Origin of the sequence: Pseudomonas sp. BJa3, assembly GCF_026343815.1 — a bacterium.
Lineage (GTDB): Bacteria > Pseudomonadota > Gammaproteobacteria > Pseudomonadales > Pseudomonadaceae > Aquipseudomonas > Aquipseudomonas soli.
The window spans coordinates 56,932-82,653 of the sequence record NZ_JAOXMC010000002.1 but is presented as its reverse complement, the minus strand read 5'-3'; the positions used below and the strand labels follow the sequence as shown (position 1 = coordinate 82,653).

Below are 25,722 nucleotides of genomic sequence, written 5' to 3'. Positions count from 1 at the left end.
AAAGGAAACACAGAACCTCGATACGGACTTCCCAACGCCTGACGCCTACTACAAAAAAAATGCTCCAGGAGACAATTGATGTCCCCCAATAACAAAAAGATCGACGTGTTCCTGATCGCCGTGAGCCTGTTGGCCGTGCTGCTCACCGTGATCGGCCTTGCCGCCTTCCCTGCCCAGGCCGAAACCCTCGCCAACCAGCTGTTCGAAGTGGCCACCCGCACCTTCGGCACCAGCGTCCAGGTACTGGTGTTCGGCAGCTCCCTGGCCGTGCTGTACCTGGCCTTCAGCAAATACGGCAACATCCGCCTGGGTGCCGGCAAGCCCGAGTATTCCACCGCTACCTGGGTGTTCATGTTCATCTGCGCCGGCATGGGTTCCTCGACCCTGTACTGGGGCGTGATGGAATGGGCCTACTACTACCAGACCCCAGGCCTGAACATCGCGCCGATGTCGGCCAAGGCCCTGGAATACAGCGTCAGCTACTCGTTCTTCCACTGGGGCATCAGCGCCTGGTCGATCTACGCCCTGGCCTCGCTGGCCATGGCCTATCACTTCCATGTGCGCAAGAAGAGCGGCCTCAACCTGGCCTCGATCATCGAGGCAGTCACCGGTTTCAAGGCCACCGGCCCGGTCGGCCGCGCCGTCGACCTGATCTTCCTGCTGACCATGATGGGCGCGCTGACCGTGTCGCTGGCACTCACCGCATCGACCCTGACCCGCGGCCTTGCCGACCTGGCCGGCACCCCCAACACCTTCACCGTGCAGTTGCTGGTGATCGGCGCGGTGGCGCTGCTGTTCTCGCTGAGCTCGTACATCGGTATCGACGGCGGCCTGCAGCGCCTTTCGAAGATGGTCTGCATCGGCGCCCTGGTGTTCGCCGCCATCGTCCTGCTGGTCGGGCCGACCCAGTTCACCCTGAACAACACCGCCAATTCCATCGGCCTGATGCTGCAGCACTACGTGCAGATGAGCCTGTTCACCGACCCCGCCGGAGACGGCGCCTTCACCCGCAACTGGACGGTGTTCTACTGGCTGTGGTGGGTGTCCTACGCCCCGGGCGTGGCGATGTTCGTCGCCCGCGTGTCCCGTGGCCGACTGATCAAGGAAGTGGTGTTCGCCCTGCTGCTGGGCGGTAGCTTCGGTTGCTGGTTCTTCTTCGGCGCGCTGGAAAGCTACAGCATGCACCAGTTCATCAACGGCCAGATCGACGTACCCAAGCTGCTCGGTACGCTGGGCGGCGAAGCCGCGGTGACCGACCTGTTGCTGGCCCTGCCCTGGGGCACGCTGTTCCTCGCCGCGTACCTGTTCATCATGGCGGTGTTCTGCGCCTCGCACATGGACGCCGCCGCCTACGCCGTGGCCGCCACCAGCACCCGCAACCTGCGCGAAGGTGAAGACCCAAGCCCCACCCTGCGCCTGTTCTGGTGCGTGGTGCTGACCCTGGTGCCACTGGCCATGCTCTTCGCCAAGGCCTCGCTGTCGACCATGAAGACCGCCGTGGTGCTCACCGCGATCCCGTTCATGGTGATCCTGCTGGTAAAGATCTACGGGTTCTTCAAGTGGCTGGCGGCCGACTACGGCCAGGTGCCGGCGTACCGCATCGAGGAAGAGGCCACCCGCCTGGCGGGTGAGGAACCGCAGCCGCAGGCACCGCGTAGCGCTGCCGTGGTGCACTGAAATACAACCTGGGAGCGGGCTCGCCCGCCCCGTTCTGGCAAATTTTTTTGCCCAGCTTGTTAACCATCAGATACGCGTTAACCAATAAGAACCGAGATAGAGCCATGAACGATTTCAAACGCCTGCCCGCCGACTTCTGCGCCAACCCCGAGGAGGCCTTCACCCTCCCCGCCAAGTTCTACACCCAGGCCGCCGTCTTCGAACACGAGAAGGAAGCGATCTTCGCCCGCAGCTGGATCTGCGTCGGCCACCGCAGCGAAGTCGCCGAGAAGAATGCCTACATCACCCGCCAGGTGATCGGCGAGAGCATCATCGTCGTGCGGGGCCGCGACGACGTGCTGCGGGCCTTCTACAACGTCTGCCCGCACCGCGGCCACCAACTGCTCGAAGGCAGCGGCAAGGCCAAGAACGTGATCACCTGCCCGTACCACGCCTGGACCTTCAAGCTCGACGGCGAGCTGGCCCATGCGCGCAACTGCGAGAACGTGGCCAACTTCGACAAGGACAATTCAACCCTGGTGCAGCTGCGCGTGGAGGAATACGCCGGCTTCATCTTCATCAACATGGACAACGACGCAGGCTCCGTCGAAGACCAACTGCCGGGCATGCAGAAGCGCATGCGCGAAGCCTGCGCGGTGATCGACGACCTGCATCTGGCCGCGCGCTTCGTCAGCGACACTCCGGCCAACTGGAAATCCATCGTCGACAACTACCTGGAGTGCTACCACTGCGCCCCGGCCCACCCCGGCTTCTCCGATTCGGTGGACGTCGGCCAGTACAGCCACAGCCTGCACGGCAACTGGACCCTGCAATACGGCCTGGCCAAACCGTCGGAGCAGTCATTCACCTTCGACGAGTCGGTGAAAGACCCGTCCTTCGCCGGCTTCTGGGCCTGGCCGTGCACCATGTTCAACGTACCGCCAGGGGCCAACTTCATGACCGTGATCTACGAGTTCCCGGTCGATGCCGAGACCACCCTGCAGCACTACGACATCTACTTCCTCAACAAGGAACTCAGCGAAGAGCAGCACAAGCTGATCGACTGGTACCGTGAAGTATTCCGCCCCGAGGACCTGCGCCTGGTCGAGAGCGTGCAGAAAGGCCTGAAGTCCCGCGGCTACCGTGGCCAGGGCCGAATCATGGTCGACGCCCAGCGCAGCGGCGTCAGCGAGCACGGCATCGCCCACTTCCACAACCTGATCGCGGTCGCCCATCTGGACGACTGAACACACCCCAGCTCCCCCGCCCCGCGCCAGGGCCTGGCGCGGGGCTTTGTTGTCGAGGTACGCCATGGCCAAGCAATACGAGATGTTCAAGGTGCGCGTGACCGGTGTGGAACAGGCCACGCCGCAGATCAAGCGCTTCACCCTGGCCCGCGCCGACGGCGGCCCCCTGCCCGCCTTCAGCGGCGGCAGCCACGTGATCGTGCAGATGCAGTCGCCCTGCGGCAGCCAGTTCAGCAATGCCTATTCGCTGATGAGCGACCCGCGTCAATTGCACAGCTACCAGATCGGCGTGCGGCTCGAGGAGCAGTCCAAGGGCGGTTCGGCGTTCATGCACAACCAGGTCGCGGTGGGCAGCGAGCTGACCATCTCCACCCCCAACAACCTGTTCGCCCTGGACGCCGATGCCGGGCGCCATGTGCTGATCGCCGGCGGCATCGGCATTACCCCGTTCCTGGCGCAGTTGCACGAGCTGGAAGATGGCGCCACCCCCTACGAGCTGCACTACGCCTTCCGCGCCCCGGAACACGGCGCCTTCCAGGGCGATCTGGAACAAGGCCCGCATGCCGGCAACACACGGTTCTACATCGACAGCCTGGACCGCAAGCTCGACCTCGCCGCGCTGTGCGCGGGCCTGGCCGATGACGCCCACCTCTATGTGTGCGGGCCCAAGCCGCTGATCGACGCGGTGATCGCCACCGCCGCCGCCGCTGGCATCGCCGAATCGCGGGTGCACTGGGAACAGTTCGCCGCCGCCGCGCCGGCCACAGGTGCGGCCTTCACCGTGGTCCTGGCCCGGTCGGGCACCGAACTGCAAGTCGAGGAAGGCATGACCATCCTCCAGGCCATCGAGAAGTCCAAGGCCGCGAAGGTCGAGTGCCTGTGCCGCGAAGGCGTGTGCGGCACCTGCGAAACGGCGATCCTCGAAGGCGAGGCCGAGCATTTCGACCAATACCTCAGCGACGAGGAAAAGGCCGCGCAGCAGAGCATGATGCTGTGCGTGTCGCGGGCGCGCTCGGCGCGGTTGGTGCTGGATCTCTGAGGGGCAGAGTCAGAGCGTGTCCCAATGGGCCGAACGATGCCAACTCGGGGCAAGCCCGCGCCTGCAGGAATAGCGCGTGACCTGCAGGAACGGGCTTGCCCCGCGATAGCTTCGGGGGCGTCGATGCAAATGCGGGCCAGTGGATCAATAAATTGTTATGAGATAACATCTCAAATCCTCCGTTTGCGACTTTTCCAATGACCCGCCTCCAACTCCCCCAACGCCTGCAAAGCATCGACGCCCTGCGCGGCCTGGTGATCCTGTTCATGCTGCTGGACCACGTGCGCGAAACGTTCTTCCTGCACCGCCAGGTCAGTGACCCGATGAACATCGACGCCACCGAACCCAGCCTGTTCGCCAGCCGCACCCTGGCGCACCTGTGCGCGCCGGTGTTCGTGCTGCTTACCGGGCTATCGGCCTGGTTGTATGGCGAGAAGCACCAGGGCTGTGGCGATGTCTCGGTGTTCCTGTTCAAGCGCGGTCTGTTCCTGGTAGTGCTGGAATTCACCCTGGTCAACTTCGCCTGGACCTTCCAGTTGCCACCGAGCGTGATCTATCTGCAGGTGATCTGGGCCATCGGCCTGAGCATGCTCGCCCTGTCGCTGCTGGTGTGGCTGCCGCGCCCGGCGCTGCTCGCCCTCGGCGCGCTGATCGTCGCCGGTCACAACCTGCTCGATGGCCTGCACTTCGGGCCGGAATCGGCGCTGCATGTGCCATGGGCGATCCTGCATGAACGCAGTTGGCTGGAGGTGGGCGAACATCTGCGCCTGCGCACGTCCTACCCGCTGTTACCGTGGATCGGCGTGATCGCCCTGGGTTATGGGCTCGGGCCGTGGTTTGCCCGGGGCAGCGACGCCGGCAAGCGCCAGCAGCGCCTGCTATGGGCCGGCGTGGCGTTGCTGCTGGGGTTCGGTGCGCTGCGCCTGCTCAATGGCTACGGCGAAGCCCCCTGGAGCCTCTACGCCAGCGTAGGGCAGACGCTGATGAGCTTCTTCAATATCACCAAGTATCCACCATCGTTGCTGTTCCTGGCCCTGACCCTAGGCGTCGGCCTGCTCCTGCTGCGCGGCTTCGAGCGTGCCGGCGACGCCCGCTGGATCGGCCCGCTTGCGGTGTTTGGCGCAGCGCCAATGTTCTTCTACCTGCTGCACCTGTATGTGCTCAAGCTGCTGTATGTGGCGTGCGTGGCGCTGTTTGGCCTGAACCAGGGCGGCTATTTCGGTTTCGATGGCATGGGCGCGGTATGGCTGACCGCCGTGCTGCTGCCACTTGCGCTGTACCTGCCGGTGCGCTGGTTCGCCCGGCTGAAAGCGCGCCGGCGCGATATCGCCTGGCTCAAGTACCTGTAAAAGCGTTTTCACCCGACAGCCCGATGGTCTACCATGCCGCCCGCCGGTTTCCACACGGAATCAAAAGGGAATCCCGGGCTCGCCACTGGCGATCCAAAGGGAACTGCCCCCGCAACTGTAGGTGCCGAGCCTGCGCCATCGATGCCACTGGGTCTGCCGACCCGGGAAGGCTGGCGCCGGCCTGGACGCACCAGTCAGGAGACCTGCCGGCACGCATTCACCAACCGGCGGGGTGTCCGGGATGGTCATCCGCCCTGGCCGCGTGCTTGCGCAGGCTGCCGGGCGATGCCTGTCCGTGGGCCATTCCGTGCACCACCCAGGAGATCGCCCCACCATGCCGTACCGCCTCGCCGCCCTCCTCGCCGGCCTGTCCCTGTCCCTGTCATGCCTGGCCCATGCCAGCGCCACCCAATACCCGCTGACCGTCGACAACTGCGGCTTGCCGCAGACCTTCACACAGGCCCCGCAACGGGCGGTGACCGTCGGCCAGGCCGGCACCGAGCTGCTCTATGCCCTGGGCCTGGGTGAGCGGCTGGCCGGCACCTCGCTGTGGTTCAACAACGTGCTGCCGGAATTCAAGGCGCAGAACGACAAGGTCCCGCGCCTGGCCGACAACGAACCGAGCTTCGAAGCGGTGGTCGGCAAACGTCCGCAACTGGTGACGGCGCAGTTCGAATGGATGATCGGCGCCCAGGGCGCGGTCGGCACCCGCGAGCAGTTCCAGGAGCTGGGCATCCCCACCTACCTGCTGCCCTCGGACTGCGAGGGCAAGGACAACCTGGTGGGCGCCGACGGCACCCGCCTGCAGCCGTTCAAGGTGCAGAGCATCTACAAGAGCGTCAGCCAGCTGGCCGAGATCTTCGACGTGCAGGAGCGTGGCGCGCGCCTGAATGCCGAGCTCCAGGGCCAGCTGGAACAGGCCAGGCAGCGCCTGTCCGGCCAGGACCTGGCGCACACCAGCGCGCTGTTCTGGTTCTCCAGCGCCGACCTCAAGACCGACCCCTATGTCGCCGGCAGGCAGGGCGTGGCCGACTACATGCTGCAGACCCTCGGCGTGCGCAACGTGGTCGAATCCAGCGAAGAATGGCCTACCGTGGGCTGGGAGACCCTGGCCAGGGCCAACCCCACCTGGCTGATCGTCGCGCGCATGGACCGCCGTCGCTACCCGGCCGACGACTACCAGAAAAAACTCGACTTCCTGCGCAGTGACCCGGTCACGCGCACTATGGACGCCGTCAAACACGACCGGATCATCGTCCTCGATGCCGACGCCATGCAGGCCGGCATCCGCCTGTTCCGCGGCCTGGACGTGCTGTCCAGCGCTTTCGCCAGCGGTAAAGCACCCCAGCCATGAGCCGCCTGCTGCCCATCAGCCTTTTTGCTTTGCTCGCTCTGTGCCTGGCCATGCTTGCCGGGATTGCCATCGGCGAGACCCGTGTCGGCGCCGAGGCGATCTGGCAGGTGCTGGCCAACCAGTTGTGGCAGGCCGGCCATGCCGTCGACCCGATCGACGCCGGCATCGTCTGGAACTACCGCCTGCCGCGCACCCTGGTCGCCGCCGCCTGCGGTGCGGGGCTGGCGACCTGTGGGGTGATCCTCCAGGCGCTGCTGCGCAACCCGTTGGCCGAGCCGTACCTGCTGGGTCTGTCTGCCGGCGCCTCGACCGGCGCCGTGGCGGTGGGGCTGTTCGGCCTGGGCGGCGCGGTGCTGTCGCTGTCGGCCGGCGCCTTCATCGGCGCGTTGGCGGCGTTCGCCCTGGTGTTGCTGCTGTCGCGCGCCAGTGGCAGCCGCCATGACAACGCCCAGGTGATCCTCGCCGGCATCGCCGGATCGCAGCTGTTCAACGCCCTCACCGCCTTCCTCATCACCAAGTCGGCCACCGCCGAGCAGGCCCGCGGCATCCTGTTCTGGCTGCTGGGCAACCTCAGCGGCGTGCGCTGGCCGTCGGTGTGGCTGGCGGTGCCGGTCGCCCTGTTCGGCCTCGCGATATGCCTGTGGCAGCGCCGGGCACTGGACGCCTTTACCTTCGGCGCCGACTCGGCGGCCTCGCTGGGCGTACCGGTGCGCCGCACTCAGCTGCTGCTGATCAGTTGCGCGGCGCTGGTCACCGCGGTGATGGTGTCCATCGTCGGCGCCATCGGCTTCGTCGGCCTGGTCATCCCCCATGCCCTGCGCCTGCTGCTCGGCCCCGGGCACAGCCGCCTGCTGCCGGCCAGCGCCCTGGGCGGCGCGCTGTTCCTGATCGTTGCCGATATCCTCTCGCGCACCCTGATCACCGGCCAGGTGATCCCGGTGGGCGTGGTCACGGCCTTGATCGGCGCGCCGGTGTTCGCGCTGATCCTGATCAGCCGTCGGGGGCGCCCATGAGCGTGATGACCACCATCGCCGACGCGCCGCTCACCTGCCAAGGCCTTGGCCTGCGCCTGGGTGGGCGCGACGTGCTGCAGGGTATCGACCTGAGCGTGCTGCCCGGCGAAACCCTCGGCGTGGTCGGCCCCAACGGCTCGGGCAAGTCCACCCTGCTCAAGCTGCTCGCCGGCCTGCGCACGCCTAGCAGTGGCCGCGTGCGCCTGCTCGGCGAAGCGCTGGAGCGCATGCCGCGCCGGCATGTCGCCCAGCGCCTGGCCCTGGTCGAGCAACAGGCCGACACCCTGGACGCCATCAGCGTGTACGACGCCGTCGCCCTGGGCCGCACGCCCTGGCTCTCGGCCCTGGCACCGTTCGGAAAGGAAGACCGCGCCATCGTCGAACAGGCGCTGGCCGACGCCGACGCCAGCCACTTGCGCCGACGGCTATGGGGCGAACTGTCCGGCGGCGAGCGCCAGCGCGTGCATATCGCCCGGGCCCTGGCGCAACGGCCGCAGGTGCTGTTGCTGGACGAGCCGACCAATCATCTCGATATCCAGCACCAACTCGGTTTGCTGCGCCAGGTGCAGGCGCTGCCGGTGACGACGCTGGTGGCGCTGCATGATCTGAACCAGGCATTGACTTGCGATCGACTGGCCGTGCTCGATCAAGGGCGGTTGGTTGCCCTAGGCAAGCCGGAGGCGGTGTTGACGCCGGAGCGGTTGCTGGGGACGTTTGGGGTGCGGGGGCACTATCTGGTCGATCCGTATGATGGGGCGCGGGTTTTGCGGTTTCGTGCCTGAGTCGGCATGGAAAACGCCGCTTACGCGGCACATCGCCGGCAAGCCGGCTCCCACACCGACCGCGCCAGCCTGAAACCATGCGCCATCCTGTGGGAATCGACTTGGCGGCGATCAGGTCGACTGGTTTACCTGCGGCAGTTGCCAGTCCTTCATCTCCTGCGGCGTCAGGCTGGCCAGCACCTGCATGAAGGTTTCGGTCAGCTCGCTGCTGACATTACCGTGGGCGCGGTAGTTGCTCAGCAGATAGCGCTTTACCGTATTCGGCCAGTTGTTCGCCAGATGGGCAGCCTTGATGATGCCCTTGGCGTCCTGATAGTTGGCGGCGGGCTTGACCTGGGTCAGCCGGCGCTCGAAGTGGCCGAAGCTCCAGTCGTCCTCGCGAGCCTCGAATTCGTCCAGCAGTTTCACCTTGTACAACGCAAGCTCGGGCATGCGTGATCTCCTTGTGATGGGGTGGAAGGAGACGGTAGGCGAATACGCCGGGAATGGAAATGAACACGGTGTTGAGCATGGCGGGTGTCGGTCGGGATGGCCTGTCAGACGCCGGCTGCAGGGGCCGCTAGCAAGGGCTAACGCGCGGGTAACGCAACCGGGCGCTCGCCCAGTTTCTGCGCCAGCCGCAACAGGTAGCCATCCGGGTCCTGGACCAGGAACTGGCGCAACCCCACTTCGCGGCATCTGCGCGATACCAGACCTCCTCGCACGCCTGGAACAACGGCCAGCGATGGCGCTCCAGCCGTTCGAGCAGCGGCGCGACCGCAGCGACATCAATCTGCAGGTTGATTCCCCGCCCGAAGGGCTTTTCCAGAGGCCCGGTGAGCCAGTGATCATCGGCATCGAGCTGCTCGAGCATCAACTGCGCGCAGTGCAGGTCAAGGTAGGCGAAACGCCGCTCCGGGCGTTGATAGGCAATCTCGAAGCCCAGCAGCGATACCTGAAACGGATGCGGCCGCACAGGCAGCCGCCTTTGTAGGTAGTCATCGGGTCGCCTTCCTTGGGGGCCAGGATTGCCGCACAATAGCCAACTTCGCGCGCATGAACCGCCGTAAAAGTGTTACGCCGTATGGCATCCTGGCCTGCGCGCCCGCGCCACTGCTAAAGTGCGCGCCGCGGCCCTCCCGGCCCCAGCAATGATGGAAACCTGCCGATGGAAAGAATGATCCAGTTCGTGGCGGTGGTGGTGGTCTGTACCAGCATCGGCATCGCCTGCGAGCACTACGAAGTGAACCGCTACCTGAAATGGCTGCTGATGGCCCTGCCGGCGATTGTCTGGGTACGTCTGCGCAATCCGTTGCAACGCTGAACTTGCGCATGGGTTTGCAGTAAACTCGCAAGCCTTACCGTGCCCAAGGCTGCCCCATGTCCCGCCTGACCCGATTGCTGTTGCCCGTGCTCCTGCTCGGCGCCCTCGCCGCCTGTGACCAGAAGCCCAGCCGCGAGGAACAGATCCTCGCCAACCTGCCCTTGCAGGAAGCCTACGACCACAACATCGAGCGCATGGCCGGACTGTTGGCGATGACTCACACCAAGGTGCCGCAGGAGCAGATCAAGGAGGTGCTGCGCAAGCACCTCACCGTCGAGGATCAGCGCCAGGACTTGTTCAAGCTGTACAGCGAGGAACACTTCAACGACGCCGAGTTCGCCAATATCGTCCAGGCGACCCGCGACCCCGCCAAGGCCAAGGAACTGGGCCAGAGTGACCAGGGCAAGCGCCTGAGCGAAAAGCTCACCCGGCTGATGCGCGAGAGCGCCAGCGACCCTCAGGTTCAGGCCCTGGCGCAAGCGCGCATGCAGGAGGTCGAGGATGACCTGAGCGCACTGGAGCAGGCCCTGCCCTGATACAAGGAAAGAACTGGAAACAACTGCGGCTGAGGCGGGTGCTGTGATTCTTGTGAGAAGCCGGAGTGCTCCCCATCATCCAATCCTGCAATTTCCCACCTGCATGGTGCAACGCGCGCCTAGCGCGTAAGGTGAGGCATCTGCTGCATCCCATGAGGCCAAGGATTGCGATTCATGTTCCCCTACGCTCGGCGCCCTGACCTGCGCTCACTCATACTCATGCTATGCGCCGTCACCGCGCTGGTGATGCTGCTGGCCAGCTACTTCGCCAGCTACCGGGTGCAACGCCAACTGCTGATCGACAACGCCCTGGAAGCCAACCGGGCGTACGCCGCGAAAGTGGCCGCCGTGACCGAGAACACCCTCGTCAACGCCCTGCAGCAACTGGCCTATAGTGCCAACCAATGTGCCCGGCACCCCGATGACGACAGCCTGGTACAGGCGGAAATCGACCGCCTGCAAGCGCAAAGCAACCTGTTCAACTCGACCTTGCGGGTCAACGCCCAAGGCGTATTGCGTACGCTTGCGCCTGCGCCGCTGCAACACCTGGCCGGCACCCTGACCCGCTCGGATGCCGCCCAGCAAGCCTTGCGCGAGCGCCGCACGCTGGTGTCCACGCCGTTCTTGTCGGCAGCCGGCAACCTGCTGGTGATCATGTCGCAACCGATCTTCGACGCCAACGGTCATTACCAGGGCTATATCGGCGGCAGCCTGTACCTGCGCGAACGCAACATGCTCAACAGCCTGCTGGGCACGCACTTCTACCAGAACGGCGCGTACCTCTACGTGGTCGATCGTAACCGTCGGCTGCTTTTCCACCCCGACAGCCAGCGGGTCGGCAGCCTGGTAGGCGACAACCCGCTGGTCGACGAACTGCCTCGCCTGGATCAAGGCACCCGGCGACTGATCAACAGCCAGGGCGTGGAGATGCTTGCCGGTTTTGCCACGGTGCCCAGCACCGGCTGGGCCATCGTTTCCCAGCAACCCCTGCAATCGACCGTGGCACCGCTGCGCCACCTGATCCTCAATGTCATCGCCATTTCCGCACCGCTGGCCCTGCTCGGCTGGCTGCTGCTGTGCTGGCTGACCCAAGTCATCGCTCACCCGCTCAGGCAACTGGCCACGGTCGCCCGGGGTACGAGCGAGCAGCAGACCACCGAGCGCATCCACCAGGTCCGCGCCTGGTATGCCGAGGCCGCGGAGCTCAAGCGCGCCCTGTTGTTCGGCCTCAACCTGCTGCAGGAGCGTATTGGCCGACTCAACCACGATGTCCAGACCGACCCGCTCACGGGGCTGTTAAATCGCCGTGGGCTGCAGCAGGCACTGCGCTTGCTGCAGGCTGAAAAACGCGGCTTCGCCGTTGTAGTGCTGGACATCGACCATTTCAAACGGATCAACGACAACCACGGCCATGACATCGGCGACCTGGTCCTGCATCGGCTGGCCGGCCTGATGCGTGGTACCTGCCGTGAGGGCGACCTGCTGTGCCGCACTGGCGGCGAAGAGTTCCTGATGCTCCTGCCGGGTGCAGGGCTGGAGGTGGCGAGCGCCATCGCCGGCCACCTGCGCCTGACCGTCGAGCACACCCCTATCGAACCTGTCGGCGGGATTACCCTGTCGCTGGGCGTGGCCAACTGGCAGCCCCTGACGGGTGACGAGCCTGGCGATACCCTGCGCAAAGCTGACCAGGCGCTGTACCGGGCCAAGCAGAAGGGGCGCAACCGCGTGTGCATCGAACACCCGGTCTGACCTCTAGACAGCGCTGGCCGTCCACACCGCCAGCTCATAGCCATCCGGGTCGATGAAGTGGAAACGGCGCCCGCCGGGAAACGCGAACACTGCACGGCTGATGCGAGCGCCAAGTGCCTCGATACGCTGCTGGGTCTGTTCGAGATCATCGGCATACAGGATGACCAGCGGCCCGCCAGGGCAGACCGGCTCGCCCGTGGTGAATCCCCCGGTGATACGTCCGTCCCTGAATTCGGTGTAGGTAGGCCCATAGTCAGTGAAGGTCCAGCCGAACAATTGGCCATAAAACGCCTTGCTGCGGGCGATATCGGCCACATTGAACTCGATGTTGTCGATTTGCCGATCGTTGCTTCGTTCTGCCATGTACAGCTTCCTTGCGGGTGGGTGAGTGATGAACCCGATCCTAGTGGGATATTTCACAAATAACGACCCTAACTCGCGCCGCCACTACTGTCGTGTATCCGCCATGCCCTGGAAAAAGCCATGCACCGGCAGACTGCTGTAACATCCCGGGCTTCTGTTCAAGGAAGACGCGACATGCGCCGTTTGCTGTTCCTCTTGCTGGTGCTGAGCCTGACCTCGTGCGCCCCCCGCCTGCCCTCCCCAATACCTGCCGAGCCTGCCGCCACGCCACTGACCCTGCTCGACCACGGGCGCTTCCAGCTTTGGTACGACTGCCTGCGCGGCGAGCCGCACCGCTTCAGCTTCACCCTCGACAAGGACCAGGGGCATCTGCCTCGGGTCGATAACTTCCGTATCGACCGTAGCCTGCCCGAGGGCTGTAAAGGCCAGTTCTCGGCCAAGGCTTACTCGACACCCAAGGGCTACCATCGCGGCCATCTGGCGGCCAACAATCATTTCGACGACGATCGGACGGCGATGGACGCCTCCAACCTGATGAGCAATATCGTCCCGCAGTTGGCCTCGCACAATAGCCGCACCTGGTACCAGACCGAACTGCTGACCGAGTGCTATCGCGACCTGCGCCCGGTGACGGTAATCGGTGGCGTGATGTTCGGCCATGCCGGCGCGGCCCTGGACAACGATGCCTTCATCCAGTCCCACGGCATCGCCACGCCCGAGGCGTTCTGGAAAGTGCTGCTGACCGAGGATGAACACGGACAGCCCCAGGTCATCGCCTGGTGGATCCCGCACCAGGTGGATCTGGGCACAGACCTCGACCCGTACTTGCGCAGTGTCCGCCAGATCGAGACTGCGCTTGGCCCGGACGAGCCGCCGATCGAGGTGCCTGAGCACCTCAAAGATCGGCGCGCGCCCCACACCTGGCCGCTGCCTGCGCGTTGCGACCGTGAGTGAGAGAAAGCTTTCCCCCTGAAGTATAAGGCGCAGCCACGTTAATCTACGGCCCCTTTTCAAACCGGTATACGCAGGTACCGGTGTTTGCTTCCAAGGACGTTCCCGTGTCGAAGATCCCGCTGTTCACTCTCCTCCCGCTGGCAGCGCTTGGCCTGCTCACGCTCTTGGCCTGCAGCGCCAACCCCGAAGCCAACGCGAAAGTCGACGCCGCCGCCCTGGCCGGTTTCACGGCGGCCATGCAGAGTGCCCTCGTCAACCGAATCAATGCCGCCAACCAGGGCACCCTGGTCGGCGTGGTCACGCTCAAGCTCACTCTGGACCGCAGCAACCGCCCCGTCGCCTGCAAGGCCGTACGCAGCTCGCCCGCCCATGAACGCCTGCTGCCCGTCTGGGTCAATGCCTCACCCTTGAGCCAATTGAAGCAACTGGTCGAGCACGAATGCTGGAGAACCACTTACCCACCCGTTCCCGGCAGCCTGTTCGAAGACGGTCATGTCGATGTGATCGCGCCCCTGGTACTCATGCCTCGTCTGCCAACCCCCATGCCACTGCACTGAACCTGCTTTCCGGTGCTAACAGGCATCCTGATGTCGCCCCCGACAAAGCACCCTCGCCTTGCCGCTTGTCTACTGGCCCGAGAACAACGACGCCGCGCCCCGAGCGCGGCGCATCCGTCCAGGCTGCCAAGACCCCCGGAGAGCACCCCATGTCCATCGCCCACGAGGTCCCACCCGCCACCTTGCGGCGGGTGATTGCCGCCTCGGCCATCGGCAACTTCGTCGAATGGTTCGACTTCGCCGTCTACGGTTTCCTCGCCACCCTGATCGCCAGCCAGTTCTTCGCCAGTGAGGACGCCAGCGTCGCCCTGCTCAAGACCTTCGCCGTATTTGCCGTGGCCTTCGCCCTGCGCCCTCTGGGCGGCATCGTGTTCGGTGCGCTGGGCGACCGTCTCGGGCGCAAGCGCATCCTGTCGCTGACCATCCTGCTGATGGCCGGCTCCACCACGCTGATCGGCCTGCTGCCGACCTATGCCAGCATCGGCGTGCTGGCCCCGGCGCTGCTCACCCTCGCCCGCTGCCTGCAGGGGTTTTCCGCAGGGGGTGAATATGCCGGCGCTTGCGCCTACCTGATGGAGCACGCGCCACGGGGCAGGCGCGCGTTCTACGGCAGCTTCGTGCCGGTCTCGACCTTCTCCGCCTTCGCCTGCGCGGCGGTCATCGCCTATGGCCTGGAGGCGAGCCTCACACCCGAGGCGATGAACGCCTGGGGTTGGCGTATTCCGTTCCTGGTCGCCGCGCCCCTGGGCCTGGTCGGCCTTTACCTGCGCTGGCGCATGGAGGAAACCCCGGCGTTTCGCCAGGCAATCGCCGAAGGCAAGGCGCACAGCCATTCGCCGCTCGGCGACACTCTGCGCCACCATGGCCGCACCATCGGCAACCTTGGCGCGTTCATCTCGCTGACGGCGCTGTCGTTCTACATGTTCACCACCTACTTCGCCACCTACCTGCAGACGGTCGGCCACCTGAGCCGCGCCCAGGCGCTACTGGTCTCGACCGTGGCGCTGCTGTTCGCCGCGGCCGGCTGCCCGCTGGCGGGCGCCTTTTCAGATCGTGTCGGACGGCGCCGGACCATCGGCTTCACTTGCCTCTGGGTGATGGTCGCGGTGTTCCCGGCCTACTGGCTGGCCAGCTCGGGGTCACTGGCGGGGGCATTGCTGGGAGTGATCCTGCTGGCCATCGGCGCGCTGATGAGTGGCGTGGTCACCGCCGCGCTGCTGTCGGAATGCTTCCCCACCCGCAGCCGCTACACCGCCTCGGCGATCACCTACAACGTCGCCTATACCCTGTTCGGCGGCACCGCGCCGCTGGTGGCGACCTGGTTGATCGAACAAAGTGGCAGCCGCCTGGCCCCGGCGCTCTACCTGGTGGTGATTGCCTTGCTGGCATTGATCGGCGGGCTGGCGTTGCCGGAGACCGCGCAGGTTTCGTTGCATGAGGAAAACCCTGGCACCGACCCGTTGCAGGGATCCCAGGGGCTTTAAGCCTGGGTTAGCAAACATCGCGGGGCATGCCGCATCGAAGCGCCGATGCGACATGCCCCGCGATCGGCGTTATGCCAGGTCGAAACGGTCCAGCTCCATCACTTTCACCCAGGCCGCGACGAAGTCCTTGACGAACTTCTCCCTGGCATCGCTGCTGCCGTATACCTCGCTCAAGGCACGCAGCTGCGCATGGGAGCCGAACACCAGGTCGACCCGGCTGGCGGTCCATTTCACCTGGCCGGTCTTGCGGTCACGGCCCTCGAACGCTTCGTTGTCCGCCGAAGTCGGTTTCCATTCCACGCCCATGTCCAGCAGGTTGCGGAAGAAGTCATTGCTGAGCACGCCGACCTTGTCGGTGAACACCCCCTCCTTGCTGCCGCCATGGTTGGCGCCCAGCACCCGCAGGCCACCGATCAGCACGGTCAGTTCCGGTGCGGTGAGCGTCAGCAACTGGGCCTTGTCCAGCAGCAATTTCTCGGCCTTGACGCTGTAGCGCGCCTTGCTGAAGTTGCGGAAACCGTCGGCCAGGGGCTCGAGCACGGCGAACGACTCGACATCGGTCTGCTCCTGCGAGGCGTCCACACGCCCCGGGTGGAACGGCACGCTGATGCTGTGCCCGGCATCCTGGGCGGCTTTTTCCACCGCTGCATTGCCGGCCAGGACGATCAGGTCGGCCAGGGAGACCTGGTTCCCGCCCTCGCTGCGGATCTTCTCCAGCGCCATCAGCACCTTGTCCAGCCCCTGGTTTGCCGTCCAACCGTTCTGCGGTGCCAAGCGCAGGCGACCGCCGTTGGCACCGCCGCGCTTGTCGGAGCCGCGGAAGGTCGAGGCCGAGGCCCAGGCGGCGGACACCAGTTCACCGACACTCAGCCCCGAAGCCAGCACCTTGGCCTTGAGCGCGGCGATATCGGCGTCGCTGGGTTGAGGCCCGGCCTTGGGCAACGGATCCTGCCACAGCAGCTCCTCGTTGGGCATTTCCGGCCCGAGATAGCGCGCCAGCGGGCCCATGTCGCGGTGGATCAGCTTGTACCAGGCACGGGCGAAAGCATCGGCGAGCTGGTCGGGGTTGTCCTTGAAACGCCGGGCGATCGGCTCGTAGATCGGGTCGAAGCGCAGCGCCAGGTCAGAGGTGAGCATCGACGGCGCGTGCTTCTTGCCGGGATCATGGGCATCAGGCACGGTGCCGGCGCCCTTGCCATCCTTCGGCCGCCACTGATGGGCGCCGGCCGGACTCTTGGTCAGCTCCCATTCAAAGTTGAACAGGTTGTTCAAGTACTCGTTGCTCCATCGAGTCGGGGTCGAGGTCCAGGTCACTTCCAGGCCGCTGGTGATGGTGTCGCCGCCCTTGCCGGTCCCGAACTTGTTGCTCCAGCCCAGGCCCTGCAGCTCGAGGCCCGCCGCTTCCGGCTCGGCGCCGACGTTGTCGGCGGGGCCGGCGCCGTGGGTCTTGCCGAAGGCATGGCCGCCGGCGATCAGCGCCACGGTCTCCTCATCGTTCATGGCCATTCGGCCAAAGGTCTCACGGATGTCCTTGCCGGACTTCACCGGGTCCGGCTCGCCCTCCGGTCCTTCCGGGTTGACGTAGATCAGGCCCATCTGCACCGCCGCTAGCGGGTTTTCCAGGTTGCGTTCGGCCGACAGGTCGCGGTTCTGCTCCTCGCCATGCTTGGCAGGCTCGGCTACCAGGTCACCCTGGCCGGGTGGCTGGGCCTTGACCTGTTCCTTGCCGTAGCGGGTGTCGCCACCCAGCCAGACCTTTTCCGAGCCCCAGTACACGTCTTCGTCCGGCTCCCATACGTCGGCGCGGCCACCGGAAAAGCCGAAGGTCTTGAAGCCCATGGACTCCAGGGCCACGTTGCCGGTAAGCACGATCAGGTCGGCCCAGGAAATCTTGTTGCCGTACTTCTGCTTGATCGGCCACAGCAGGCGCCGGGCCTTGTCCAGGCTGACGTTGTCCGGCCAGCTGTTGAGCGGGGCGAAACGCTGCTGGCCAGAGCCAGCACCACCTCGGCCATCACCAATGCGATAAGTGCCCGCGCTGTGCCAGGCCATGCGGATGAACAGCGGGCCATAGTGGCCGAAATCCGCCGGCCACCAGTCCTGGGAGTCGGTCATCAAGGCTGTCAGGTCTGCTTTGAGTGCCTGGAAGTCGAGGCTCTTGAACGCCTTGGCGTAGTCAAAGTCCGGGTCCATCGGGTCGGACTTGCTCGAATGCTGGTGGAGGATCTTCAGGTTGAGTTGGTCAGGCCACCAGTCACGGTTGCTGGTGCCGCCACCGGCGGTCTGGTGAAACGGGCATTTCGATTCGTTCGCCATCTGCTGCTACCTTTTGGGTCGGTTCAATTCAGATTTCCGGGCGTTGTTGTCATTGCGCTGCCAGGTGTTGAATCAGGCGTTCGCCAAACGCGCCTGCCCCTCGTCGGTTATGGCCGGGCACGCCTGTGCGCCGGCTTTTCACGGAACCAGCAGAAAGACTAGCCGAGCCTGGGCAGAGGTCTAATAGAGCCGATGTTGCCCTGTGATAGTCTGCGCCTTTCAAGCACCAGCGGCAGAACCGGCCAGGATCAAGGGAACAGAAAACAATGAGACGGATGTGCGCGAATCTGCTTAGGGCCTTGATTGCGTGGTGCAGTCGGCATCGCGCCGCCGCCGTTGGCGGAATCGTCTTGAGCGTCTCTGCACTGAGCTTATGGGCCGGCCTTTTCCAGGACCTGTTCAAACCCATGATGGAACACTGGCAACAGGTCGCCGAACTCAGGCAACCCCTTGCAGTGGAGATCAAGACAGGCCGCACAACAGGCGCTCAATGGGAAGCGCAGGACAAGATGTTCGTGGGGGAACCTGACCTGGTCACGCTCCTGTTGAACCGCGTGCCGGTGAAAACCCTGGAGGTTGCACATACCGCAAAGGATCAGCGTTTCCGGGACTATCCACCCACCGCCCCATTGACCTACCACCAGATCCCCACCAACGTCCGATACCAAGTCCTGGACCTGGATGACGATGACATCCCCGAGGTGGTACTGACACTCACCAATCAGCTTTACTCCCTTCACGATGACCGGCTGATCAATGTCCTGATCGTCGACCCGCGGGGCCGGCTGCTCAGTGGCACGCCCGTTCCCCCTGAGGTTGAGGGGCTGCGCACGGGCGCGCTGTCACCCTACAGTGCCTACCGCAGCACCGGTGTCATGAAAGACCTGATCAGCGGAGACACCACGCCCGTCACGTTCGCCAACGGCTTTGCCGTACAGATCGAAGGCAAGCGCAAGTTACTGCGATTTTCCTGGGTCGTGGACAGCGCGAGCTTTGTCAGCGAACACCTGCATGTCACGCAGTCATTCGTCTTCAGCGATGGCCGCCTTCAGCCTTCAGGGGCCCCACAACTCTACATTTCCGGCCTCTGGGAACAGCCATGGGTAGATGAAACACCGGTAACGCTGGCTGAGGCGCAGAAGTTTCTGGACGATAACAACATGCCCACCTTTTCCACCATGATGGGTCGTCCTGATCAGCAAGCTACTCCACCAGCGCCCCTGCTGCCCGCCAGTCAGCCCTGAACCGGCGTGTGCGAGCCAGCCCCTGGACCGACGTCGGTAGACCGTTTGCACAACATGTCGCGTCCATCGGATTCTTCCTGGTATGCCTCGTCGCCAACCAGCATGGTCATCTTGATCTGGTCAACTTGGTCACGACCCGCGGCAAGTACAGCTCGCACCGAGGACCGGACAATGGAACCGGTGGGGTTCCCCTTGCAAAACGCGGCACGACTCTGACGAAATGCGCCTCGCGCCCTTTCGTACCGCGGCAAGTGAAGGCACAATGCGTGTCCTTTTTTTGGCCGGCCTGGCCGGGGGCCTTTAAATGATCAAGACGCCGTACTACCTCATCGACAAAACCAAGCTGCTGAGCAACATGGAGAAGATCGCCTACGTGCGCGAACACTCCGGTGCCAAGGCACTGCTTGCCCTCAAGTGCTTCGCTACCTGGTCGGTATTCGACCTGATGCAGCAGTACATGGACGGCACCACCTCGTCTTCGCTGTTCGAGCTCAAGCTCGGCCGCCAGAAGTTCGCCGGCGAAACCCATGCCTACAGCGTGGCCTGGGCCGACGACGAAGTCGAAGAGATGCTCGAAAACTGCGACAAGATCATCTTCAACTCCATCGGCCAGCTCGAGCGCTTCGCCGAGCAGTCCGAAGGCAAGGTGCGCGGCCTGCGCGTCAACCCGCAGGTGAGTAGCTCCGACTACCTGCTGGCCGACCCGGCGCGCCCGTTCAGCCGCCTCGGCGAGTGGGATCCAGAAAAGATCGAGAAGGTGATCGAGAAGATCTCCGGTTTCATGTTCCACAACAACTGCGAGAACGGCGACTTCGGCCTGTTCGACAAGATGCTCACGCACATCGAGGAACGTTTCGGCCACCTGCTGCACAAGGTCGAGTGGGTCAGCCTCGGCGGCGGCATCCACTTCACTGGCGAGGACTACGCGGTGGACGCCTTCTGCGCGCGCCTGAAGCAGTTCGCCGAAACCTACGGTGTGCAGGTCTACCTGGAGCCGGGCGAAGCGGCCATCACCAACAGCGCCTCGCTGGAAGTGACCGTGCTCGACACCCTGTACAACGGCAAGCACCTGGCCGTGGTCGACAGCTCGATCGAAGCGCACCTGCTCGACCTGCTGATCTACCGCCTCAACGCCAAGATGGCCCCCAACGACGGCGCGCACACCTACATGGTCTGCGGCAAGTCGTGCCTGGCCGGCGACATCTTCGGCGAGTACCAATTCGACAAGCCACTGGCCATCGGTGACCGGCTGTCGTTCATCGACACGGCGGGCTACACCATGGTCAAGAAAAATTGGTTCAACGGTCTGAAAATGCCCTCCATCGCGGTCAAGCAACTCGACGGCAGCGTCGAAGTGGTGCGCGAGTTCGGTTTCGAAGACTACGTTTCGAGCCTGTCGTAAGACAGGCTTTCATGAAGGAGAGCAGCTGAATTGAAGAAGAACGTTCTTATCATTGGTGCAGGAGGTGTCGCCAAGGTGGTGGCCCACAAGTGCGCACAGCATAACGACGAACTGGGTCGTATTGCGATTGCGTCACGGAACATCTCCAAATGCCAGGCCATCATCGACAGCGTCAAGGCCAAGGGTAGCCTCAAGGTTCCCGCCGACATCCAGGCCTTCTCGCTCAACGCCCTCGATGTCGAGGCGACCAAGACACTGATCCGCGAGACCGAATCGCAGATCGTGATCAACGTTGGCTCCGCCTTCCTCAACATGTCGGTGCTGCGCGCCTGCATCGATACCGGTGTCGCTTATCTTGACACCGCCATCCACGAAGAGCCGGGCAAGATCTGCGAGACCCCGCCGTGGTACGGCAACTACGAGTGGAAACACCTCGAAGAGTGCCAACAAAAGAACATTACCGCCATTCTCGGCGTCGGCTTCGACCCGGGTGTGGTGAACAGCTACGCGAAACTCGCGCAGCAGCAGTACTTCGACCAGATCGATTCGATCGACATCCTGGACGTGAATGCCGGTTCCCACGGCAAGTACTTCGCCACCAACTTCGACCCGGAAATCAACTTCCGTGAGTTCACCGGGCAAGTCTGGAGCTGGCAGAACAGCCAGTGGACCAGCAACACCATGTTCGAGGTCAAGCGCACCGACGATCTGCCGGTAGTGGGTTCGCAGAACCTGTACCTGACCGGCCACGACGAAGTGCACTCGATCTCGAAGAACCTGAACGTGCCGAACGTGCGTTTCTGGATGAGCTTCGGCGAACACTACATCAATGTGTTCACAGTGCTGAAGAACCTCGGCTTGCTCAGCGAGCAGCCGGTGAAGACCGCCGAAGGCCTGGAAGTGGTACCGCTGAAAGTGGTCAAGGCCGTGCTGCCGGATCCGGCCTCGCTGGCCCCGGGCTATACCGGCAAGACCTGCATCGGTGACCTGGTCAAGGGCACCAAGGACGGCCAGCCGCGCGAGGTGTTCATCTACAACGTGGCCGACCACGAGGAAGCCTACGCCGAGACCGACAGCCAAGGTATTTCCTACACCGCAGGCGTGCCTCCGGTAGCCGCCGCGCTGCTGGTTGCCCGTGGCCAGTGGGATGCCGGGCGCATGGTCAACGTCGAGGAGCTCCCGGCCGAGCCGTTCCTCAAGGCGCTGGACGTGATGGGCCTGCCGACCCGCGTCAAGGATGAAAAAGGCGATCGTCCGTGGGACGCTGAAGCCTAAGCTGCACGACGAAGGGGCGCCAGATGGCGCCCCTTCTGTTTAGGAGCTGTCTGTGGCAGCGGGCTTGCCCCGCACCGGCAGATCGTTACCCGCATTCGCGATGCCCAAAGGAACTGTCAGCATGTTTTCCAGCCGTACCCTCGTCCTCACCCTGGGCGTTGCCTTCATCATTCTCGACCAGTGGGTAAAACTGATCGCCCTGGTCGCCCTGAACGATCACAGCTATGTCTATGGCAACCAGAGCGTCTGGCTGGACCTGGCCCTGAGCCTCAACCCCGGAGCGTTCCTCAGCCTCGGCGCCGGGCTGGCTCCGTGGCTCAAGCAACTGGTGTTCGTGGTCGCCGTCGGCGTGGTGTGCGCCTGGGCCATGGTCTGGGCCTGGCGCCACTGGCAATCGGCACCGGTCAAGGCCAGCGCGGCCTGGTTCATCGCCGTGGGCGGGCTGTCCAACTTGATCGACCGGGTCTTTCGCGACGGCCACGTGGTCGATTACCTGGTCCTCAATATCGGCACCCTGCACACCGGCGTGTTCAACCTGGCCGACATCGCCATCATGGCCGGCGCCACGGTGCTGGTGGTGGACGGCATTACCCGGCCGAGCAAACGCTGATCCCGCCTCGCCAATGGGCCGTACCGCGGGCCGCCCCAAGCGAGACAAAGCCTGCGCACCTGAATGACCGAGGCCCTGCCAGCATCCGCAAGGCCTCAATCAGCTGCACTCGATCAGTTCTTGCGGCTACCGACACTCTCCAACTGCTCAAGCAACGCCTTGGCCAACGCCTTGTCGGAAAACGGATTCTGCCCGGTGATCAACTCGCGATCGACCACTACATGGGGCTGCCAGGCCTGGGCATAACTCATGTCGCCTCCTGCACCGGCCATGGCCTTGGCGGGATAGAACTGCAGACGCTGCTCCTTGAGTGAGCCCTCGAACACCTGCTCCTCAGGGTCGGAGAAAATGGTCATGCGATAGCCCCGGTACGTCCAGTCGCTGGCCGCCGGGGTTTCGCCACGGGCGAGCGCGGCGCGGTAAGCGACCGGGTCCTGCTGCGCCGACAGCAACGTGATCGGGCCGTGGCAAATGGCGGCCGTGGGCTTGCCGGCCTGGTGGAAATGACGCAACAGGGCACCGACGTCGGGGTTGTTGGCCAGGTCGATCAGCGGCGCATGGCCACCCGGGATGAAGATCCCGGCATAGCGGCCCATATCGCCAGCCAATACCTCCTTCACCGACAGCGTGTCGTCGATATCCGGCAGGCTATCGACCACCTGGCGGATACGCTGCATTTCGCGGGCATCGCCGCCGAAGTACATCGGATCGATCGAGCGCTCATCGACACTCGGCGCATTGCCCTTGGGCGTCACCAGCACCAGCTTGTAGCCGGCCTTGAGCAACTGGTCGGCAGGCACGCCGAATTCGTTGAGGTAGTAACCGGTGGGGTACGGTTTGCCGTCCTTGAGCTGCAGCTGGTTCTCGCTGGACAACAGCACCAGTACCTCACCCTTCGCAGCGGCGGCGGCCTGGCCGGCCAGCAAAGTACCAGCCAGTGCCAGCGCGACGGGAGCAATCATGTTCATGGTGTCTTCCTGATCAGTTGAATGGCGCGATATCCAGCCCGTGGGCAAGCTGGACTTGAGTCGGTGCGGCCAACCAGCCGGCGCTGGCGGCGCGATAGGCCTGGTAATGGGCACTGTTGCGATGGGCCTCGACGGCGGCGGCATCGACATACAACTCGAACAGCTCGAACGCCAGCACCTCGCCCTCGCGGACGAACAGGTCATAGCGCAGGTTGCCGGGCTCGGCGCGGGTCTGCCCCACCATCAGGCGCAAGGCCTGTTCTGTGACCTCACGGTGTTCAGGATGCGGCTGGATAGTGGCGAAGATGGCAATGGTCACGGGGCGTCTCCTTCAACAAGTTGGGCCCATCCTAACCATCGCGTTATGATTCGATAATTCGAAAGCACTTATTCCTGTGATTCGTTTTATGAATATCAGCAACAAGGACCTCAACCTGCTGCACCTGTTCCAGGTGCTCTATGAAGAGCGCAATGCCTCCCATGCAGCGCAACGGCTGGCCCTCAGCCAGCCCGCCCTGAGCCACAAGCTCAACAAGCTGCGCCAGCAGTTCGGCGACCCCTTGTTCGTGCGTGCGCCGCGTGGTCTCACGCCAACGCCCAGGGCCCATGAGCTGGCGCCCCGGATACAGCAGCTGGTTGCACAGCTACAGGACTTCTACAGGGATTGCGACGGCGATGATTTCCTCTCCCGCCCGACCCAGGTGCACCTTTACAGCACCGACTACCTGGAGCAGACCCTGCTGCCCAGGCTGCTGCCGATCCTGCGCACCCAGGCACCGAACCTGACCCTGATCACCCACAACACCCAGGGCAACCTGCCACGCGAGGCGCTGGAAAAAGGCACCTGCGACCTGGCCATCGCCGGTTTCTACAACGGTTTGCCGGACACCTTCCATCAACAGCGCCTGCTCAGTGAGGACTTCGTGGTACTGGCCGCCGCCGACAACCCACACCTGACCGAGGGCATGAGCCTGGAGGCGTTCCTGGCCTGCGAGCACCTGCTGACCACACTCACCGGCGACCTCGATGGCCGGGTCGATCACGCCCTGCGGGCTGTTGGTCGGCAACGTCGGGTGGTGGCCGGCCTGTCCAGCTTCATTGCCCCTACGCGTCTGGTGCGCGGCACCGACCTGCTGCTGACCTGCCTGCGCTCGCTGGCCATCGAAGCGGTCGAGCGCGACCCCGGCCTGCGCCTGCACACCCTGCCCCTGGCGCTGCCCCGGGTCGAAGTGATGCAGATCTGGCACGCGCGCACCCACGCCGACCCCTTGCGTCGCTGGTTCCGCCAACAGGTGTGGGAGGTGGCGCAGCAGGTCACTGCACCAGCTGGTTGATCTCGATGATCAGCATCAGCACCGCCAGCCACCGTCGGCGTGCACATGTCCACTGAAACTCTCGGACGGCCCGACAGGTCACAGCCAGTGCATGCAACAAGGATCACACCTTCAAGGAGACTGGACATGCCCTACCCCATGACATTCACACCCCCCTTCCGCCTGCTGGCCCTGGCCGGTGCCCTGCTGGCCTGCGCCACCTTGGCTAATGCCGACGACGTGCTGCTGGTCGGCAACAAGGCCGACGCCAGCGTGTCGGCCCTGGACACTGGCAGTGGCCAGGAAATGATCCGCCTGCCGGTAGGCACCGGCCCTCACGAGGTGGTGGTCAGTGGCAATGGCCTGCTCGCCGTGGTTGGCAACTACGGCGCGCAAGGCACGGCGAACAACAGCCTGAGCGTGATCGACTGGCCGACCCGGACGGTCGTGCGCACCATCGACCTGGGCGAAGACGCCCGCCCCCATGGCATTCGTTTCCTGCCCGACAGCCAGCGTGTGGTGGTCACCACCGAAGCCAGCGAACGTCTGCTGGTGGTCGACCTGGCCCAAGGTAAAGTGCTCGACCGCATCGACGTCGGTGGCGGCAAACCGCACATGGTCGCGCTGTCCCCCGGTGCCGACCGCGCCTACGTCAGCCATGTCGAGAGCGGCACGCTGTCGGTGGTCGACCTGCTGCACAAGAAGAAAATCGCCGAGATCCCCACGGGCGCCGGCAGCGAAGGCGTGGCGGTGACCCCCAGCGGCACCCAGGTATGGGTCAGCAACCGCGACGGCAACGAAGTGGTCATCGTCGATAGCAAGCGCCTGGAAGTCACCGACCGTATCCGCACCGGCCTGTTCCCGATCCGCGTCGCGATGACCCCGGATGGCAAGTATGCGCTTGTCACCTGCGCCAAGTCGGCGGAACTGGCGGTGATCGATGTGGTGGCCAAGAAAGAGATCAAGCGCATCGGCCTGGCGCGCGAAGGCGCCGAATACCGCCGCACGATGCTCGGCGAAGAGGCGCTGCCGATTGGCGCGGTGGTCTCGCCGGATGGCAAGCGGGTCTATGTGGCGATCAGCGGCGGCGATGAGGTCGCGGTGATCAGCACCGCCAACTGGACCGAGAAGGCCCGCTGGAAAGCCGGCCCCGAGCCGGACGCCCTGGCGATCGTGGTGCAGCCGAAGGAAGAGAGCTGAGCACCGCA

General features: G+C 64.3%; 24 protein-coding genes, 1 pseudogene and 1 riboswitch. Of the genes and pseudogenes, 19 read left to right on the top strand and 6 right to left on the bottom strand.

Annotated elements, in window-relative coordinates:
• The first annotated feature begins 78 nt into the window (after positions 1–78).
• From OH705_RS02150 to OH705_RS02120, 7 genes are all read left to right on the top strand, one after another.
• A complete protein-coding gene (locus OH705_RS02150; RefSeq protein ID WP_094011100.1) occupies positions 79–1,677 on the top strand; it encodes a BCCT family transporter in 1,599 nt (532 codons plus the stop codon).
• Positions 1,678–1,781: 104 nt separating this feature from the next.
• Entirely contained in the window at positions 1,782–2,903 is a 1,122-nt protein-coding gene (locus OH705_RS02145; RefSeq protein WP_038705911.1) for an aromatic ring-hydroxylating oxygenase subunit alpha, read from the top strand.
• A gap of 64 nt (positions 2,904–2,967) precedes the next feature.
• A complete protein-coding gene (locus tag OH705_RS02140) occupies positions 2,968–3,942 on the top strand; it encodes a PDR/VanB family oxidoreductase (RefSeq protein ID WP_094011098.1) in 975 nt (324 codons plus the stop codon).
• Positions 3,943–4,139: 197 nt separating this feature from the next.
• On the top strand, positions 4,140–5,291 hold the full coding sequence (locus OH705_RS02135) for a DUF1624 domain-containing protein (RefSeq protein WP_267300796.1): 1,152 nt from the start codon (positions 4,140–4,142) through the stop codon (positions 5,289–5,291).
• Positions 5,292–5,318: 27 nt separating this feature from the next.
• Positions 5,319–5,517: riboswitch (cobalamin riboswitch) on the top strand.
• 108 nt (positions 5,518–5,625) lie between these two features.
• Entirely contained in the window at positions 5,626–6,645 is a 1,020-nt protein-coding gene (locus OH705_RS02130) for an ABC transporter substrate-binding protein (protein WP_267300794.1), read from the top strand.
• Positions 6,642–7,658: a FecCD family ABC transporter permease gene (locus OH705_RS02125; RefSeq protein ID WP_038705908.1), complete on the top strand. Its 1,017-nt coding sequence runs from the start codon at positions 6,642–6,644 to the stop codon at positions 7,656–7,658. Before OH705_RS02130 ends, OH705_RS02125 begins: the two co-directional genes overlap by 4 nt.
• Positions 7,655–8,440: an ABC transporter ATP-binding protein gene (locus OH705_RS02120; protein WP_267300793.1), complete on the top strand. Its 786-nt coding sequence runs from the start codon at positions 7,655–7,657 to the stop codon at positions 8,438–8,440. Before OH705_RS02125 ends, OH705_RS02120 begins: the two co-directional genes overlap by 4 nt.
• A 111-nt stretch (positions 8,441–8,551) precedes the next feature.
• Here OH705_RS02120 and OH705_RS02115 read toward each other — a convergent pair whose 3' ends face one another.
• Both OH705_RS02115 and OH705_RS02110 read right to left on the bottom strand, forming a co-directional pair.
• Positions 8,552–8,872, bottom strand: a complete 321-nt coding sequence (locus tag OH705_RS02115; protein ID WP_267300792.1) for a hypothetical protein — start codon at positions 8,870–8,872, stop codon at positions 8,552–8,554.
• 137 nt (positions 8,873–9,009) lie between these two features.
• Positions 9,010–9,401, bottom strand: a pseudogene (locus tag OH705_RS02110) (VOC family protein).
• A 186-nt stretch (positions 9,402–9,587) separates the two neighbouring features.
• Between OH705_RS02110 and OH705_RS02105 the strand changes: the two are divergent.
• The 3 genes from OH705_RS02105 to OH705_RS02095 all read left to right on the top strand — a co-directional run bounded on the left by OH705_RS02105 (position 9,588) and on the right by OH705_RS02095 (position 12,028).
• Positions 9,588–9,743 (top strand): hypothetical protein, encoded by a 156-nt coding sequence (locus OH705_RS02105; protein WP_156177603.1) that lies wholly within the window; start codon positions 9,588–9,590, stop codon positions 9,741–9,743.
• A gap of 56 nt (positions 9,744–9,799) precedes the next feature.
• A complete protein-coding gene (locus tag OH705_RS02100; protein ID WP_023631225.1) occupies positions 9,800–10,279 on the top strand; it encodes a hypothetical protein in 480 nt (159 codons plus the stop codon).
• A gap of 174 nt (positions 10,280–10,453) precedes the next feature.
• Entirely contained in the window at positions 10,454–12,028 is a 1,575-nt protein-coding gene (locus tag OH705_RS02095) for a sensor domain-containing diguanylate cyclase (protein ID WP_023631224.1), read from the top strand.
• A 3-nt stretch (positions 12,029–12,031) separates the two neighbouring features.
• Here OH705_RS02095 and OH705_RS02090 read toward each other — a convergent pair whose 3' ends face one another.
• Entirely contained in the window at positions 12,032–12,391 is a 360-nt protein-coding gene (locus OH705_RS02090; RefSeq protein ID WP_094011093.1) for a VOC family protein, read from the bottom strand.
• A 174-nt stretch (positions 12,392–12,565) separates the two neighbouring features.
• Between OH705_RS02090 and OH705_RS02085 the strand changes: the two genes are divergently transcribed.
• The 3 genes from OH705_RS02085 to OH705_RS02075 all read left to right on the top strand — a co-directional run bounded on the left by OH705_RS02085 (position 12,566) and on the right by OH705_RS02075 (position 15,386).
• The gene (locus tag OH705_RS02085; RefSeq protein ID WP_158659519.1) at positions 12,566–13,345 is read left to right on the top strand and encodes a DNA/RNA non-specific endonuclease; all 780 of its coding nucleotides are present in this window, start codon (positions 12,566–12,568) and stop codon (positions 13,343–13,345) included.
• A 104-nt stretch (positions 13,346–13,449) separates the two neighbouring features.
• A complete protein-coding gene (locus OH705_RS02080; protein ID WP_023631222.1) occupies positions 13,450–13,902 on the top strand; it encodes a hypothetical protein in 453 nt (150 codons plus the stop codon).
• Positions 13,903–14,051: 149 nt separating this feature from the next.
• Positions 14,052–15,386, top strand: a complete 1,335-nt coding sequence (locus OH705_RS02075) for an MFS transporter (protein ID WP_267300787.1) — start codon at positions 14,052–14,054, stop codon at positions 15,384–15,386.
• Between the two features lie 69 nt (positions 15,387–15,455).
• On the opposite strand, the gene katG is transcribed toward OH705_RS02075, so the two are convergent.
• The gene (gene katG / locus OH705_RS02070; protein ID WP_104444036.1) at positions 15,456–17,702 is read right to left on the bottom strand and encodes a catalase/peroxidase HPI; all 2,247 of its coding nucleotides are present in this window, start codon (positions 17,700–17,702) and stop codon (positions 15,456–15,458) included.
• A 350-nt stretch (positions 17,703–18,052) separates the two neighbouring features.
• On the opposite strand from katG, the gene OH705_RS02065 reads away from it, so the two are divergent.
• The 4 genes from OH705_RS02065 to OH705_RS02050 all read left to right on the top strand — a co-directional run bounded on the left by OH705_RS02065 (position 18,053) and on the right by OH705_RS02050 (position 22,233).
• Positions 18,053–18,946: a hypothetical protein gene (locus OH705_RS02065; protein ID WP_146229523.1), complete on the top strand. Its 894-nt coding sequence runs from the start codon at positions 18,053–18,055 to the stop codon at positions 18,944–18,946.
• 304 nt (positions 18,947–19,250) lie between these two features.
• The gene (locus OH705_RS02060; RefSeq protein ID WP_094011089.1) at positions 19,251–20,348 is read left to right on the top strand and encodes a carboxynorspermidine decarboxylase; all 1,098 of its coding nucleotides are present in this window, start codon (positions 19,251–19,253) and stop codon (positions 20,346–20,348) included.
• Between the two features lie 30 nt (positions 20,349–20,378).
• The gene (locus tag OH705_RS02055; RefSeq protein WP_110605383.1) at positions 20,379–21,623 is read left to right on the top strand and encodes a saccharopine dehydrogenase family protein; all 1,245 of its coding nucleotides are present in this window, start codon (positions 20,379–20,381) and stop codon (positions 21,621–21,623) included.
• A gap of 121 nt (positions 21,624–21,744) precedes the next feature.
• Positions 21,745–22,233, top strand: coding sequence for a signal peptidase II (locus OH705_RS02050; RefSeq protein ID WP_094011088.1), 489 nt, complete (start codon positions 21,745–21,747; stop codon positions 22,231–22,233).
• A gap of 113 nt (positions 22,234–22,346) precedes the next feature.
• Here OH705_RS02050 and OH705_RS02045 read toward each other — a convergent pair whose 3' ends face one another.
• Both OH705_RS02045 and OH705_RS02040 read right to left on the bottom strand, forming a co-directional pair.
• Positions 22,347–23,201 (bottom strand): type 1 glutamine amidotransferase domain-containing protein, encoded by an 855-nt coding sequence (locus OH705_RS02045; RefSeq protein WP_094011087.1) that lies wholly within the window; start codon positions 23,199–23,201, stop codon positions 22,347–22,349.
• A gap of 13 nt (positions 23,202–23,214) precedes the next feature.
• Positions 23,215–23,520, bottom strand: coding sequence for a putative quinol monooxygenase (locus tag OH705_RS02040; RefSeq protein WP_094011086.1), 306 nt, complete (start codon positions 23,518–23,520; stop codon positions 23,215–23,217).
• 88 nt (positions 23,521–23,608) lie between these two features.
• On the opposite strand from OH705_RS02040, the gene OH705_RS02035 reads away from it, so the two are divergent.
• Together OH705_RS02035 and OH705_RS02030 are read left to right on the top strand one after the other, a co-directional pair.
• Positions 23,609–24,535 carry a LysR family transcriptional regulator gene (locus OH705_RS02035; RefSeq protein WP_038705901.1) on the top strand — a complete coding sequence of 309 codons (927 nt, stop codon included), beginning with the start codon at positions 23,609–23,611 and terminating at the stop codon, positions 24,533–24,535.
• Between the two features lie 126 nt (positions 24,536–24,661).
• Positions 24,662–25,714, top strand: coding sequence for a cytochrome D1 domain-containing protein (locus OH705_RS02030; RefSeq protein WP_181425905.1), 1,053 nt, complete (start codon positions 24,662–24,664; stop codon positions 25,712–25,714).
• The last annotated feature ends 8 nt before the right edge of the window (positions 25,715–25,722 follow it).

Bases quoted from the DNA above. Each gene is read 5' to 3' on its own strand.
- OH705_RS02150 (WP_094011100.1), top strand. From the start codon at position 79: ATGTCCCCCAATAACAAAAAGATCGACGTGTTCCTGATCGCCGTGAGC.
- OH705_RS02145 (WP_038705911.1), top strand. From the start codon at position 1,782: ATGAACGATTTCAAACGCCTGCCCGCCGACTTCTGCGCCAACCCCGAG.
- OH705_RS02140 (WP_094011098.1), top strand. From the start codon at position 2,968: ATGGCCAAGCAATACGAGATGTTCAAGGTGCGCGTGACCGGTGTGGAA.
- OH705_RS02135 (WP_267300796.1), top strand. From the start codon at position 4,140: ATGACCCGCCTCCAACTCCCCCAACGCCTGCAAAGCATCGACGCCCTG.
- OH705_RS02130 (WP_267300794.1), top strand. From the start codon at position 5,626: ATGCCGTACCGCCTCGCCGCCCTCCTCGCCGGCCTGTCCCTGTCCCTG.
- OH705_RS02125 (WP_038705908.1), top strand. From the start codon at position 6,642: ATGAGCCGCCTGCTGCCCATCAGCCTTTTTGCTTTGCTCGCTCTGTGC.
- OH705_RS02120 (WP_267300793.1), top strand. From the start codon at position 7,655: ATGAGCGTGATGACCACCATCGCCGACGCGCCGCTCACCTGCCAAGGC.
- OH705_RS02115 (WP_267300792.1), bottom strand. From the start codon at position 8,872: ATGCCCGAGCTTGCGTTGTACAAGGTGAAACTGCTGGACGAATTCGAG.
- OH705_RS02105 (WP_156177603.1), top strand. From the start codon at position 9,588: ATGGAAAGAATGATCCAGTTCGTGGCGGTGGTGGTGGTCTGTACCAGC.
- OH705_RS02100 (WP_023631225.1), top strand. From the start codon at position 9,800: ATGTCCCGCCTGACCCGATTGCTGTTGCCCGTGCTCCTGCTCGGCGCC.
- OH705_RS02095 (WP_023631224.1), top strand. From the start codon at position 10,454: ATGTTCCCCTACGCTCGGCGCCCTGACCTGCGCTCACTCATACTCATG.
- OH705_RS02090 (WP_094011093.1), bottom strand. From the start codon at position 12,391: ATGGCAGAACGAAGCAACGATCGGCAAATCGACAACATCGAGTTCAAT.
- OH705_RS02085 (WP_158659519.1), top strand. From the start codon at position 12,566: ATGCGCCGTTTGCTGTTCCTCTTGCTGGTGCTGAGCCTGACCTCGTGC.
- OH705_RS02075 (WP_267300787.1), top strand. From the start codon at position 14,052: ATGTCCATCGCCCACGAGGTCCCACCCGCCACCTTGCGGCGGGTGATT.
- katG (WP_104444036.1), bottom strand. From the start codon at position 17,702: ATGGCGAACGAATCGAAATGCCCGTTTCACCAGACCGCCGGTGGCGGC.
- OH705_RS02060 (WP_094011089.1), top strand. From the start codon at position 19,251: ATGATCAAGACGCCGTACTACCTCATCGACAAAACCAAGCTGCTGAGC.
- OH705_RS02050 (WP_094011088.1), top strand. From the start codon at position 21,745: ATGTTTTCCAGCCGTACCCTCGTCCTCACCCTGGGCGTTGCCTTCATC.
- OH705_RS02045 (WP_094011087.1), bottom strand. From the start codon at position 23,201: ATGAACATGATTGCTCCCGTCGCGCTGGCACTGGCTGGTACTTTGCTG.
- OH705_RS02035 (WP_038705901.1), top strand. From the start codon at position 23,609: ATGAATATCAGCAACAAGGACCTCAACCTGCTGCACCTGTTCCAGGTG.
- OH705_RS02030 (WP_181425905.1), top strand. From the start codon at position 24,662: ATGCCCTACCCCATGACATTCACACCCCCCTTCCGCCTGCTGGCCCTG.